We start from the raw sequence: 13,513 nt of genomic DNA on the forward strand, positions 1-13,513 counted from the left end.
CGCTAATGCTGCCTTATTCTGAGAACGGTTTTTTATTAATATCTGGTCTCAGGGAGAATAATGGTGATAGACTCATTTCAGTAGCCTTTATTTCAATGAAGATATTTTGTTGGAAATGCTTTTATTAGAAATGATTATGAGAACAATTAACGTGATTCAAGGAATGTATCATGGCGAATATTATTTACCTGTCATTAAGCGGTGATAAGCAAGGATTGATATCGGCTGGGTGTTCTACCATGGCCTCCGTCGGCAACCTGCATCAATCTGGACATGAAGATGAGATTTTTGTTTACGAGTTAAACACCAGCGTTACGCGGGAAGATAATATCGCCTGCTACCCCCTGCAAATCAGAAAACCGATTGATAAATCTACGCCGCTACTCTCCCAAGCCTTGGGCGATAAAGAAGTATTAACCTGTACGTTTTCGCTTTATCGGACCGCTATGGCGGGCGGTAATGAATGTTATTTCAAAATAAAACTGTTAGGCGGGCTGATTACGGATATTAATGCGATATACCCTAATTCTTTAACGCATAATGATTTGCAACCGAGCGAAAGCCTCTCCTTTAAATTTAATACGATTGAGTGGGAACATGTGACAGCACGCACCAGTTCCTATTTGTTTTGGCAAGATACCGTTATATGAATGGATTACACGTTTAGACGCTATCCCAATAGTCTTAATGGTATGGAATCTTATTATTTTTTTCTGCGCGGTTATCTGCAAATAGGGATATGTGAGAATGTTATGAGTAAACGATCGGATATTGTTGAGGGAGTAACGGCAAGCACGCTAATTTATGGCTTAGTCTATACCGAAGTGCTTGGCTGGGTTGATTTAGGTCATGCGCAAGGTGGTGACATCAGAAGGTTATTACTGCAATTTGAGGCGGGGGAACGCGGGAATCAGCCGTATTATTATGTAAAATATTTCCAGGATATGCAGAAATTCAGAAAAAGAATCGGCATAGCTAAACATACTGTCTGGCGCATTCGAAAAGGGGTATCACGTCGCGAGCGCCTGACTATTGCGCTTGCGATGATGATGACCGTGGCTCGCCGTTTTGAGAGCCTGCAAGCTGGCTTTCCGTTTAATCTTCTTACTGATAGTGGGTTTAGTGGAGAAGATCTCGTCTCGGATTTATTAGGCTTTTATCGCGTCATTGATGGCATACATTATTTCTCTGAGCTCAAGCCCGTTAGCAGGGATGAAGCATTAAAGCGCTGGGATTTTTATGGACCGATTGGCTCGTTTAAGAATGAATCATTCAAACCATTACTTTTCCCCGATCCCGATAAGCATCCTAATGCGCGCCCCTACTTTGGAACGTTGCCTGCCTTTATGACCAGGATTAAACCCTACCTCTCGGCTCCCTCTGAGCGGGTGGATATCGTGGTTGATGATGGGACAGGGCTGCACCTGAAATTCTCAGGGGGATAAATGGCGACGTTATATCGTTTACTGAGAAATCTGGTCATGGGGGTCATCATCGCCGTGGGGGCCGGGATCTGGTTTATTTTCGGGTCTGGTTCTGATTCCGGTCCAAATGTTGAATTTTATAGCCAGGAGGACAACACCCTATACGAAAGGCTCACAGACGATATTGTTAAGGGCGCTCCGCGTATTTCGCCAGTTTATCGGTTTGTTCATTATTCTCCCGTGGGAGCTGCTGCGGAAGTGAGTGCGGTGTATTTTGAAAACATTACGGATATTGCCACACTGAAAGGCTACCTTGCCTCCCTCGGCTGTACCCTTGAGATGACAGAAGCCAATGTCGAAATGTGGCTAAGTCACGATAAGAGCAAAGCGATAACCCTTGCTGTTGACGTAGAGGGAAGAACCGTCGCTTTAGAAATTCGATCGCCGCCGCCGCCGTGGTGGAGATGATAAACCGGAAGGCATTAGCGCCCTTGGGAAGGATAAATGGCAAAAGCCTATCGATTACTGTGCGACCTATGTATGGCCTGTATCATCGCGACGGGGTTGTTGTGGTGGTTTTTCTCAGGTTTTCAATTCGAAAGTGAAGATTACACGATGGAAGACAAGGCCCTTTATGAAACGCTCACAGACGATATCATCAAAGGCGCGCCGCGAATATCGGCGAGCTATCGGTTTGTGAACGCGCCGGCTGATGGCCCTGCTTCGGAAGTGAGTGCGGTTTATTTTACCGATACCACGGATATCGCAGCGTTACGGCGCTACCTTGTTTCAATAGGCTGTACCCTGGAAAAGCGATCGCCAGATGATGGGGAAGTATGGTTGAGTCAGGATGGTGCCAAGAGAATCATACTCGCGGTGGATCTGACGAGGAAAACGGTCAGTATGCAGGTGGTACTGCTGCCATCAATATAGCGATGACAATTGTAGAGCCTATTCCAGTCGCCCTGATGGGATAGGGGGGAGTTTACTTCGGCAGCGTGAAATCACATCACGGTTGGTGTTGTTTACGACATTCAACTGTTTTTATATAAAAAATATAATATTTTACCGACATTAATAGGATAAACCTATTTTATTGCCCTCTAATCACCCAATGGCGTGGTGTAGTACTTCGCCGTTTTATGCTTTTCCTGTCTAATCGTCATACGAAAAATCACAGAAGACGTGTGAAGAAAATTCCTATCAGAGAGCATCATGAATGACGGTGGCATTTCGTTAACTCAGTGCTGATGCGGGGTTGTGGGAGTTATCCACCATTTCTGTGGATAACCATGTGTATTAGGGATAGACAACGTGCGCCAACCGAGAACTGACGCGGGTTGCCGCCGGGTTGGCGCTATTCTCCACTGTTTTTATAATATATTTATTATCATGTAGTTAGGTAAAATCAAGCGTCTTGATCATCAATACCCGATCGCTGTATAAATTAACCTCTCCGTCTATCCAGTAATGTTACAACTTTATCTATTCTGGGGATAAATCATGCAGATTTTATTTGCTAGAATAAAGATAAATGTGCTAGCGAATTCATTCGCCGATGAATAATTCAATCGAGTGATAATGTCTTGATGCTGTTTTTATATCCAGTATCATGGCGGTGGCGAATTCCCTGATTGGCATTCAGAATACAGGACTCGACGTGCGTCGCCAGCGTGTAGGGGCGACAATGCGAGAGACTGAAATTGTTTGCTGTGCCGTTTACCTGCCTTCAGGCATCCATTCACAAACCTCGCGTATTGCGCGATGGCTAAAAATGATAAGTAGCGTGTCTAGCGATGAGTAAAGTATTTACACTGCATTCCGACTTTAAACCAGCGGGCGACCAGCCTGAAGCCATTCGTCGTTTAAAAGAAGGATTGGAAGACGGGTTAGCGCACCAAACGCTGCTTGGCGTGACGGGATCTGGCAAAACGTTTACCATCGCGAATGTGATTGCCGACCTTAATCGGCCGACCATGATGCTGGCGCCTAACAAAACGCTGGCGGCCCAATTGTATGGGGAAATGAAGGCCTTTTTCCCCAACAATGCCGTCGAGTACTTCGTCTCGTACTACGACTATTATCAGCCGGAAGCCTATGTTCCGAGCTCCGACACCTTTATTGAGAAAGACGCCTCGGTTAACGAACACATCGAACAGATGCGTCTTTCCGCCACCAAAGCGCTATTGGAAAGGCGCGACGTGATCGTCGTGGCTTCCGTCTCGGCGATCTATGGTCTGGGCGATCCCGATCTCTATCTGAAAATGATGCTGCACCTGACGCAAGGGATGCTGATTGACCAGCGCGCGATTTTGCGACGTCTGGCCGAGTTGCAGTATTCCCGCAACGATCAGGCGTTTCAGCGTGGTACCTTCCGCGTACGCGGCGAAGTGATCGATATTTTCCCTGCGGAATCCGACGACGTCGCGCTGCGGGTTGAACTGTTTGATGAAGAAGTGGAACGGTTGTCGCTGTTTGACCCGCTGACGGGACACGTTCTCCAGACGGTGCCGCGCTATACCATCTATCCTAAAACGCACTACGTGACGCCGCGGGAGCGGATTTTACAGGCGATGGAAGAGATTAAAGTCGAATTGGCCGATCGCCGAAAAGTGTTACTGGCGAATAATAAGCTGGTGGAGGAGCAGCGGCTGAGCCAGCGTACGCAGTTCGATCTGGAAATGATGAACGAACTGGGCTACTGCTCCGGCATTGAAAACTACTCGCGCTACCTGTCCGGGCGTGGCCCCGGTGAACCGCCACCGACCCTGTTTGACTATCTGCCTGCCGATGGACTGTTAGTCATCGATGAATCCCACGTCACCGTCCCGCAAATCGGCGGTATGTATCGCGGCGACCGCGCGCGCAAAGAGACGCTGGTCGAATATGGTTTCCGGCTCCCTTCGGCGCTGGATAACCGTCCGATGAAATTTGAGGAATTCGAAGCGTTAGCGCCGCAAACGATCTATGTGTCCGCGACGCCGGGTAACTATGAGCTGGAAAAATCGGGTGGTGAAGTGATCGATCAGGTTGTTCGCCCCACTGGATTACTCGATCCGATTATTGAAGTGCGGCCGGTGGCGACACAGGTTGACGACCTGCTTTCCGAGATTCGCCAGCGTGCCGCGATTAACGAACGCGTGCTGGTCACGACGTTGACCAAGCGCATGGCGGAAGACCTAACGGAATATCTGGAAGAGCACGGTGAGCGGGTACGCTATCTGCACTCGGATATTGATACCGTTGAACGTGTGGAGATTATCCGTGATTTACGCCTTGGCGAGTTCGACGTGTTGGTGGGTATCAACCTGTTGCGTGAAGGGTTGGATATGCCAGAAGTGTCGCTGGTGGCGATTCTGGATGCCGATAAGGAAGGCTTTCTGCGTTCCGAGCGTTCGCTGATCCAAACCATTGGTCGTGCGGCGCGTAACCTGCGTGGTAAGGCGATTCTCTACGGTGACAAGATTACGCCATCCATGGCGAAAGCGATTGGCGAAACGGAACGCCGCCGTGAAAAGCAGCAGGCGTATAATACCGAACACGGGATTGTGCCGCAGGGGCTTAATAAGAAAATTTCCGATATTCTTCAATTGGGTCAGCCGACAAACAAAGGCAAGGGGCGTACTAACCGTAAAGCGGCAGAACCCGCTGCTCGTTATGAACTGATGACGCCGAAGGCGCTGGAACTGAAAATCCGCGAGTTGGAAAGCAAAATGTTGGCACACGCGCAGAACCTTGAATTTGAAGAGGCAGCCGCCTTACGCGACGAGGTGCAGGCACTACGCGCACAATTTATAGCGATATCCTAACGATGCCAGCGTTCACTGGGGGGCAGAAATAGCCGTTTTCACCGAGTAGGGGTTAAGCAGGGTTTAGCATCCAGCATCAGTAGCGCGCGATCGATAGCCTGGCGCAGTAGCCCACGGTCATGGTGGTGAGGCACATCGGCGGCGGCCAGCGCTTGTTGCACGATCAGGCGATCGCCGATCTGACTGACATCGACTGTCGGACCGACGATTGCCGCATCGACCAAACGTTTCCCTATTTTGCGTTCTATCCAGCGCAATTTCTTCGCCGGCGTCAGTTGCGCGGCGGGGTTACTTAATTCACTTCCCAGATTGTCGATGTAGATCATAGGTGCTGCTGTGTTACACAGGGCGCTAGTGAGATCTTCCAATAACATGAGCGGCATTATGCTGGTAAGAAAGCTGCCGGGGCCAATCAAAATCAGATCGGCTGCGGCGATGGCATCAATCGCTTCGTGCGTAGCCTGCACCGTTGGGTATAGCAGCAAATCTTGCGGTAACACTGCCAATTGATCGATCTCGACTTCGCCATAAACGGGGTTACCCTGTTCATCAATCGCCATCAAATCGACCGGATGCTCGGACATCGGAATCAATAAGGCATCGACTTTGAGCAGGTTGCGAATCAGATTGATGGCTTCCAGCGGCCGCACGCTTAGGTGATCCAGTGCTTTCAGCATCAGATTCCCCAGATTGTGTCCGGCAAGTTCACCGTTACCGCTAAACCGGTACTCAAACATCGCAGATGCCACGCTGGGCGTGGTGATCAGTTGGTTCAGGCAGTTGCGGGTATCGCCCCAGGCAATACCGCCTTCGGAACGACGGATACGGCCAGTCGAACCGCCGTTATCGGTTGTCGTGACAATGCCGGTTAGCCGTGAACCTAGGGAAGAGAGCGAAGACATCACACGGCCTAAACCGTGCCCGCCTCCCAGTGCGACAACCCTGTCGAGGTCGGCCAACGTGCGATTGTGCATAGAAAACCTTATGAATAAAGCGTAGTAAAATAGTAACTAATGATTAGCGGCGTTACGGTAGCCGATTTCACGGTAAAAGGCGAAAAATCCTTACACAGGCATGACCTGAAACAACTTCTGCTGCACATTTTCCCGTATGCTGTGCACCATAACGTATTGAAAATTCGTTATATATTTCTTTACATATCGATTTTGAAAGTGGTTGGCTGTGCATTTTCGCAGTAAACTATCCGACACAATCACGGTTCTTTCTCGGCTATTAGGTCGTTGTTTGACGGATAACCGATAGGAATCAAACTCCTAGCCTTGGTGCCTAAGTGATGCGCGTCGTGCGCGTGATACGGTGCCCTGGCCGTGACCTTCGCGGTCACCAGGGTGCGAGGTAGAAATGCCTGCATCTCCCGTATTTGGAAAGGTGTTTATGGTGAGTCAACTGACCGATGCGTTTGCGCGCAAGTTCTACTATTTGCGTCTGTCTATCACAGACGTCTGCAATTTTCGCTGTACCTATTGTCTGCCGAATGGCTATCAGGCCAATGGCACCAATCCGCATTGTTTTTTGTCACTCGATGAGATTCGTCGCGTCAGCCGCGCTTTTGCCGAACTGGGGACGGAAAAAGTCCGTCTCACCGGCGGTGAACCGTCTTTGCGGCGTGACTTTGTCGATATTATCGCTGCCATCCGTGAAAATCCGGCGATTCGTACGCTGGCGGTAACCACTAACGGCTACCGTTTGGCTCGCGACGTTGCTCAATGGCGAGAAGCAGGGCTAACGGCGCTGAATGTGAGCGTGGACAGTCTGGATGCGCGTCAGTTTCATGCAATTACCGGGCAGGATAAATTCCGCCAGGTGATGGACGGCATCGACGCCGCATTTGACTGTGGCTTTGCCAAGGTCAAAGTCAACACGGTGTTAATGCGTGATGTGAACGCGGGCAGCCTGCAAACCTTTCTCGACTGGATTAAACACCGCCCGATTCAACTACGTTTTATCGAGCTGATGGAAACGGGAGAGGGAAGAGAGCTGTTTCGTCGCCGCCACGTTTCGGGTGATGTGATCCGTCAACAACTGGTGCAGCAAGGGTGGCTACAGCAGCAACGCGGCCGCAGCGACGGCCCGGCACAGGTTTTCCGCCATCCTGATTATCAAGGTGAAATCGGGCTGATTATGCCGTATGAGAAAGATTTCTGCCTGAGTTGCAACCGCCTGCGTGTGTCTGCTATTGGTAACCTGCATCTGTGTCTCTTTGGCGAACAGGGTATTCCACTACGCGATTTACTGGGCGACGATCGTCATCTTGACGATTTGAAGATGCGTATCTCGGGCGGGCTGTCGGCGAAGAAGCAGACCCACTTCCTGCATGAAGGGAATAGCGGCATGACGCAAAACCTGTCATTTATCGGCGGTTAATCCGCGACATCACTGATTATTAAAGGAGCCTGGTATGAGCAAAGCCAGTAGCGAATTTGTTTCTCTCAACCTTGCGGTACTCACCGTTTCCGATCGCCGGACGGCGGAAGATGACACCTCCGGCGACTATCTGCGCGAAGCTGCGCAGTCAGCGGGCCATTGCATCGTCGATAGCGCCATTGTGAAAGAGAACCTGTACCAGATTCGGGCACAGATCTCGGCGTGGATTGCCAGCGACAAGGTGCAGGGCATTCTGATTAATGGCGGAACAGGCTTTACCGCCGGGGATGTGGTGCCGGAAGCCATCGGCGTTTTGTTCGATCGGGAAATTGAAGGTTTCGGCGAACTGTTCCGCATGGTGTCGTATGAAGATATTGGCACGGCGACGCTACAATCGCGTGCATTGGCCGGTTTGGCGAATCAGACGGTGATTTTCGCCATGCCGGGTTCGACACGCGCCTGTCGCACCGCCTGGGAACGCATCATTCAGGAACAGCTGGATGCGCGCCAGAAACCGTGCAATTTCTATCCACACGTGAAAAAAACGTCTTAACGGTAAGCATTGTTCATTATGCCATCATCTAAGCCACAATTGACCCACATTAACGCCGCTGGCGAAGCCGCCATGGTGGATGTTTCCGCCAAAGCGGAAACCGTGCGCGAAGCCCGCGCGGAAGCCTTCGTTGAAATGGCGCCGCAGACGCTGGCAATGATTATTGCCGGCAGTCATCACAAAGGTGATGTGTTCGCCACCGCACGTATCGCCGGCATTCAGGCTGCGAAACGCACCTGGGAGCTGATTCCGCTCTGTCACCCGCTGCTGCTGAGCAAGGTGGCGGTCGAGCTGGAAGCGCAGCCGGAACACCATCGGGTACGCATTGAATCGGTATGCCGTCTGACGGGCAAAACCGGCGTAGAAATGGAAGCGCTGACGGCAGCTTCCGTCGCGGCGCTGACCATCTATGATATGTGCAAGGCCGTGCAGAAGGATATGGTCATTGGTCCGGTGCGCCTGCTGGCGAAGAGCGGCGGCAAATCCGGTGATTTTACGGCGGAGGGAGCATGATTAAGGTGCTGTTTTTTGCACAAGTTCGTGAACTGATCGAGACAGACAACCTGTCGCTGCCTGCTGAGTATGCCACCGTAGAGGATGTGCGCCAGGCGCTGTGCCAGCGTGGCGCGCGCTGGGCGCTGGCGCTGGAATCGGGCAAGCTGCTGGCGGCGGTTAATCAGACGCTGGTTGAGCTGACTCACCCACTACAGGACGGTGATGAAGTGGCGTTTTTTCCACCGGTGACAGGGGGCTGATCGTGGCAGAAACGCGGATTCGGGTAGGTGAAGAGAACTTCAAGGTAGGGGATGAATATCAGTGGCTGGCGCAGTGTGATGAAGATGGCGCGGTGGTGACGTTCACGGGTAAGGTGCGTAATCACAACCTGGCGCAAGACGTCAGCGTGTTGACGCTGGAACATTACCCCGGTATGACGGAAAAAGCGCTGGCGGAGATTGTCGATCTGGCTCGCGCGCGCTGGGAACTGCCACGCGTGAGCGTGATTCATCGGGTGGGCGCACTCTATCCGGGGGATGAAATTGTGTTCGTTGGCGTCAGTGCCGCCCATCGCAGCGCGGCGTTTGATGCCGCCCAATTTATTATGGATTACCTGAAAACCCGTGCGCCATTCTGGAAGCGCGAAGCGACGCCGGAAGGCGAACGCTGGGTGGAATCACGCGACAGTGATAAACAAGCGGCGCAGCGCTGGTAGCCGATTTCTGTGTTAGGATAAAAGGACGGCGGGGAGAAAACAGACAGTCTCGCTCCCTACCACGAGGCGGTTCACGCCGCGTTAATCAGATAACTTATGCAAAGGTAACATCATGGACAGATATCCACGCTCGGACTCTATTGTTGAGCGCTCGCAGTCAGGTCTTCAGGTTTATATGGCGCAAGTCTATGGCTGGATGACCTGTGGCCTGCTGCTGACCGCGTTCGTGTCCTGGTACGCGGCGAATACGCCTGCTGTACTGAATTTTGTTTTCTCCAGCCAGATCACCTTCTTTGGCCTGATCATTGCCCAACTGGGGCTGGTCTTTGTGATTTCCGGCATGGTACAGCGCCTGAGCGGTGCAGTCGCCACGTCGCTGTTTATGCTCTATTCCGCACTGACGGGGCTGACGCTTTCCAGTATTTTTATCCTGTATTCCGGTGAATCTATCGCCAGTACCTTTGTCATTACGGCGGGGATGTTCGGCGCGATGAGCCTGTACGGCTATACCACGAAGCGTGATTTGAGCGGCTTCGGCAGTCTGTTGTTTATGGGGGTCATCGGGATTGTGCTGGCGTCGCTGGTGAACCTGTGGCTGAAGAGTGAAGCGCTGATGTGGGCAGTGACCTATATTGGCGTGGTGGTGTTTGTCGGTCTGACCGCCTATGACACCCAGAAGCTGAAAAACATCGGCGAGCAACTGTCCGTTGATGATAAAGACAGCTTCCGCAAATACGCCATTGTGGGCGCGTTGACGTTGTACCTCGACTTCATCAACCTGTTCCTGATGCTGCTGCGCATTTTTGGTAACCGTCGTTAACTTGTCCTTCATTATATACCCGAAATAGAAGACGCTATTTCGGGTATATCGTTAAATAAGTGCCATTATGGGCGCAGGTTAACAAGGGCTATTTGATACTTGCCCATTTTTTCTCCAACGCATCGATTTCCATAACGCCTTGTTGGCTACTTCCATCTAAAATGGACATGGTTGATAAATTGGCAACGTTAACCAGATTCGGCGTAGTTTGATTGGCGTTAACCGTTTGGTAGGGAGTGCATAGAACAAAAAGTATAATACATTGATATTAAAATACATTATTCACCTACGCCCGCTGTAACTATACGCATTTCTATACACATTCACTCTCACTTGAATTTTACCAACATCAAAAAGTTGATTTTGGTGTGAAGCGTAAAAACGTAGAAAATAGCATTTATTAATAGGTATAAAAATTGACTGATGACTCTGCTCAGCAACACTAAAAGTCTATCTCAATAGGATTTATCATTAATAAATAATAAGCACAAATGATGGGGGAACATCGTGGATAATAAATGGCAGATCAGTGACGAGCTCTGGGAAAAAACGGCTCATCTTATCCCAGAACACAAAACTCATCACCCACTGGGGACACACGGTAAGTGTCAAGATAGTTGTCACCCTTGATTAATTCAAACAAACCATTTGAAATCATACATATTGCACAATAGTTACTATTGACTCATTGACTAAAAAATGCAGAAATTACTTCTCCCATAAGGAAAAGGATTTATGGGAGAGGATTATGGACAACATTAAGGAATAAGTAATGGCAAATTTGATCTATCTAAAGCTCACAGGCATCAAGCAAGGTCTTATCTCTGCGGGCTGTTCAAGTGCAGACTCGATTGGTAACAAATTTCAGGCTTCTCATGAAGATGAGATTTTTGTTTATGAGTTAATGAACAGAGTCACCCGACAAGATAATGTTGCACTCAACCCCGTAGAAATCAGAAAACCGATAGATAAAGCCACCCCACTTATTGCCCAGGCATTAGGCGATAACGAAAAACTAACCTGTGAATTCCTATTTTACAGAACCTCTCAAGCGGGTGGTAATGAACTCTATTTTAAAATGGTGCTGAGAGACGCTATTATCAACGACATTCAATTTTTCTATCCTAACTCATTGACACATAATGAAACCCAGCCACAGGAAAGTGTTTCGTTCAAATTTTCATCAATCGAATGGGAGCATGTGGTAGCAAGAACCAGTTCTTTCCTCCTATGGACGGATTCGACTTACTAAATAAAGAGCCGATGGGCGATAGTGCCAAAATGTCTCTACGCCCTATCAAACGAGATAAAACGAGATAAAAAATGAATGATCAGGAAATGGAAAAAGAACTTCTAGGAAATGGGTTTACACAAAACGATATTGCCAAAATGAGAAAAATAATTTCTCGCAGTGGGGATGGTGAAGAAACATTGATGACATTAATAAATTCTTTAAAAAAAACATTTTACAATGAGTGTATTATATCATTTACACTGATTTCTGCATTTTTCATCAACGTTATATTTAATATTTCAGGTGATATAGTTGAAATATTAATTCATTTACTTTTTACAGGATTCTTCATTTCTCTTGCATGTTATTTTGGGCCAGTAGATTTAGCGTACAAATCATATTCCTATCTAAAGAGAAAAAACCATGAATGATCAGGAAATGGAAAAAGAACTTTTAGAGAATGGTTTCTCTCAGAAAGATATTAACTTCATGAGGAAAATAATTTCCCGTAGTGGGGATAATGAAGAGACACTAGAGAGCCTGACTCATACGTTAAAATCACGGTTTTATAACGGGTGTTTTTTATTTATAATTATAATTTCTGCATTTATCATTGATTTTATTTTTAACACCCCTGCTGACTTAATTGAATCTTCGGTGTATTTATTTTTTATGATATTTTCGCTTTTCATTGTTTATTATATAGGTCCAATGAATTTGACGTATAAATCGTATTCCTACCTGAAGAGAAAGGGTAAGATGGGCTGATTCAGCCCATTATCTTAAAGAGAGTCATCTTTATATATATCTGACATTACTCGAATTTTATTTCCGGCACCAGCTATCTTCAACATAAGAGATGCTCTGCTCATCGTATTTATCTTTCTATAATAATCACTGGGGATATATCGGAAAAGTCGCCAGGCATCGGGTTTTAGTGTTAATTTAACGATGCCATAAAATGAAGTAATAAGATCGACTGAATGATAAGCCAGTAAGCCTGATTTTTTATCAAAACCTAAGAACTCAGCTGTATGCATATAACCAGATTTCATAAATCCGACGCTATTATTACGCCCAATAAGATGTAAAAAACTTTCCATAGATGAGCTAATACCATTTAATATAATATGAGCCCCAATAAACTTACCGACGTAAGATGTCGCACTGGCAATAACACCAAACCCAGAAACAACCTGAGCCCCTCCCACAATAACGCCGATAGCATTTATTGTATAACCAATCTCCTTTTCTCTTTTCTCCATGTTGATGGAGATAAATATCTTGGCTTTCTCAAGAGAAAGTATTGTCCCTTGTTTTTCAATATTGGCACATTCCTCCCTAATGTTATTAATAGCAATCTGGCATTCCGATGAACTACTGGCATTTCTAATAGCGTCCAGATTTCCATTAGAAAACCGTCTGATTTCATCTTCGAATTTTGTTTTAAGAAATAGATCCTTAATATGACGAGAAGAGACAATTCTGGCAGTTTTCATTAGGTCAAATGCTGCTGCCTGAGCCATAGCAAAAAAATACTGATTGTTTGAACTATTCCTATTGAGATAGATATCCATATTTCAGTCACATCCTTGACGTTAGAGAATATTGAGAATCATCAATACCATTTAGTATATTTCACATATAGATACATAACAATAAAAACCTATATTACGGTAAGGTATAAGCCATACTCAGAGAAAATGCTAACGAAAAAAAATGCCATCCAGAACGATGGCTATAATTGGAACCAGATAAAAGAAAGACTCTCTTAAACACTCAACCAACCATTTCATTTCCTTTCTTACTGTCGGTAACTGTCAAGATATCTGTCGCCCTCTCAATCACCGCCGCAAACTTGTCACGTGAGGATCAGATCCCTGTGCCATCCTGGCACAGGGGGCTCGCCACGGGTGAACCACGTCGAACGGTTATGACAGGCACTTCATCACACGATAACCTGTAATCATCAGTGCCGCTCAATGTGGCAGTTACTGAAAAAGGTCCGCCATTTTATGGAAACCGCCAGTCCATTCCCCGGAGGAAAACATGGTCAGGCAAAAGTGTAGCGGTATTAG

Annotated in this window: 15 protein-coding genes, 2 pseudogenes and 1 riboswitch; of the genes and pseudogenes, 15 read left to right on the forward strand and 2 right to left on the reverse strand. The window is 47.8% G+C overall.

From position 1 onward, the window contains the following. Positions 1 to 170: 170 nt before the first annotated feature. From RFN81_RS06655 to uvrB, 5 genes are all read left to right on the forward strand, one after another. Positions 171 to 650 (forward strand): Hcp family type VI secretion system effector, encoded by a 480-nt coding sequence (locus RFN81_RS06655; RefSeq protein WP_264498336.1) that lies wholly within the window; start codon positions 171 to 173, stop codon positions 648 to 650. A gap of 102 nt (positions 651 to 752) precedes the next feature. Beyond that, positions 753 to 1,445 carry a hypothetical protein gene (locus RFN81_RS06660; protein WP_264498899.1) on the forward strand — a complete coding sequence of 231 codons (693 nt, stop codon included), beginning with the start codon at positions 753 to 755 and terminating at the stop codon, positions 1,443 to 1,445. Then, positions 1,446 to 1,892 (forward strand): hypothetical protein, encoded by a 447-nt coding sequence (locus tag RFN81_RS06665; protein WP_264498337.1) that lies wholly within the window; start codon positions 1,446 to 1,448, stop codon positions 1,890 to 1,892. It abuts the gene before it with no gap. A 36-nt stretch (positions 1,893 to 1,928) separates the two neighbouring features. Then, complete coding sequence (locus RFN81_RS06670; RefSeq protein WP_264498338.1) at positions 1,929 to 2,357, forward strand: hypothetical protein; 429 nt, start codon at positions 1,929 to 1,931, stop codon at positions 2,355 to 2,357. An 863-nt stretch (positions 2,358 to 3,220) separates the two neighbouring features. Next, positions 3,221 to 5,233, forward strand: coding sequence for an excinuclease ABC subunit UvrB (uvrB, locus tag RFN81_RS06675; RefSeq protein ID WP_264498339.1), 2,013 nt, complete (start codon positions 3,221 to 3,223; stop codon positions 5,231 to 5,233). Positions 5,234 to 5,271: 38 nt separating this feature from the next. Here uvrB and yvcK read toward each other — a convergent pair whose 3' ends face one another. Continuing rightward, entirely contained in the window at positions 5,272 to 6,207 is a 936-nt protein-coding gene (yvcK, locus tag RFN81_RS06680; protein ID WP_264498340.1) for a uridine diphosphate-N-acetylglucosamine-binding protein YvcK, read from the reverse strand. Positions 6,208 to 6,492: 285 nt separating this feature from the next. Next, positions 6,493 to 6,641, forward strand: a riboswitch (molybdenum cofactor riboswitch). On the opposite strand from yvcK, the gene moaA reads away from it, so the two are divergent. From moaA to RFN81_RS06725, 9 genes and pseudogenes are all read left to right on the forward strand, one after another. Then, positions 6,629 to 7,618 carry a GTP 3',8-cyclase MoaA gene (gene moaA / locus RFN81_RS06685; RefSeq protein ID WP_338539456.1) on the forward strand — a complete coding sequence of 330 codons (990 nt, stop codon included), beginning with the start codon at positions 6,629 to 6,631 and terminating at the stop codon, positions 7,616 to 7,618. Its footprint overlaps the riboswitch before it by 13 nt. A 34-nt stretch (positions 7,619 to 7,652) precedes the next feature. After that, the gene (gene moaB / locus RFN81_RS06690; RefSeq protein ID WP_264498342.1) at positions 7,653 to 8,171 is read left to right on the forward strand and encodes a molybdenum cofactor biosynthesis protein B; all 519 of its coding nucleotides are present in this window, start codon (positions 7,653 to 7,655) and stop codon (positions 8,169 to 8,171) included. Positions 8,172 to 8,189: 18 nt separating this feature from the next. After that, positions 8,190 to 8,684: a cyclic pyranopterin monophosphate synthase MoaC gene (moaC, locus tag RFN81_RS06695; protein ID WP_264498343.1), complete on the forward strand. Its 495-nt coding sequence runs from the start codon at positions 8,190 to 8,192 to the stop codon at positions 8,682 to 8,684. Beyond that, positions 8,681 to 8,926 carry a molybdopterin synthase sulfur carrier subunit gene (gene moaD, locus RFN81_RS06700; protein ID WP_264498344.1) on the forward strand — a complete coding sequence of 82 codons (246 nt, stop codon included), beginning with the start codon at positions 8,681 to 8,683 and terminating at the stop codon, positions 8,924 to 8,926. The genes moaC and moaD overlap by 4 nt, the downstream gene beginning before the upstream one ends. Before the next feature lie 2 nt (positions 8,927 to 8,928). Next, complete coding sequence (moaE, locus tag RFN81_RS06705) at positions 8,929 to 9,381, forward strand: molybdopterin synthase catalytic subunit MoaE (RefSeq protein ID WP_264498345.1); 453 nt, start codon at positions 8,929 to 8,931, stop codon at positions 9,379 to 9,381. A gap of 112 nt (positions 9,382 to 9,493) precedes the next feature. Continuing rightward, positions 9,494 to 10,201, forward strand: coding sequence for a Bax inhibitor-1/YccA family protein (locus RFN81_RS06710; protein ID WP_264498346.1), 708 nt, complete (start codon positions 9,494 to 9,496; stop codon positions 10,199 to 10,201). 504 nt (positions 10,202 to 10,705) lie between these two features. Further along, positions 10,706 to 10,819, forward strand: a pseudogene (locus RFN81_RS06715) (IS5/IS1182 family transposase); the annotation flags it as partial. Positions 10,820 to 10,973: 154 nt separating this feature from the next. Further along, positions 10,974 to 11,453, forward strand: a complete 480-nt coding sequence (locus RFN81_RS06720) for an Hcp family type VI secretion system effector (RefSeq protein ID WP_264498347.1) — start codon at positions 10,974 to 10,976, stop codon at positions 11,451 to 11,453. A 71-nt stretch (positions 11,454 to 11,524) separates the two neighbouring features. Further along, a complete protein-coding gene (locus tag RFN81_RS06725; protein ID WP_264498348.1) occupies positions 11,525 to 11,866 on the forward strand; it encodes a hypothetical protein in 342 nt (113 codons plus the stop codon). A gap of 351 nt (positions 11,867 to 12,217) precedes the next feature. Here the strand turns inward: RFN81_RS06725 and RFN81_RS06730 are convergent, their stop codons facing one another. Beyond that, the gene (locus RFN81_RS06730; RefSeq protein ID WP_264498349.1) at positions 12,218 to 13,012 is read right to left on the reverse strand and encodes a DUF4225 domain-containing protein; all 795 of its coding nucleotides are present in this window, start codon (positions 13,010 to 13,012) and stop codon (positions 12,218 to 12,220) included. Positions 13,013 to 13,339: 327 nt separating this feature from the next. Between RFN81_RS06730 and RFN81_RS06735 the strand changes: the two are divergent. Then, a pseudogene (locus RFN81_RS06735) lies at positions 13,340 to 13,504 on the forward strand (IS630 family transposase); the annotation flags it as partial. Positions 13,505 to 13,513: the final 9 nt, after the last annotated feature.

The organism is Pectobacterium cacticida, assembly GCF_036885195.1.
In the GTDB taxonomy this organism is placed as follows: Bacteria; Pseudomonadota; Gammaproteobacteria; order Enterobacterales; family Enterobacteriaceae; genus Pectobacterium; species Pectobacterium cacticida.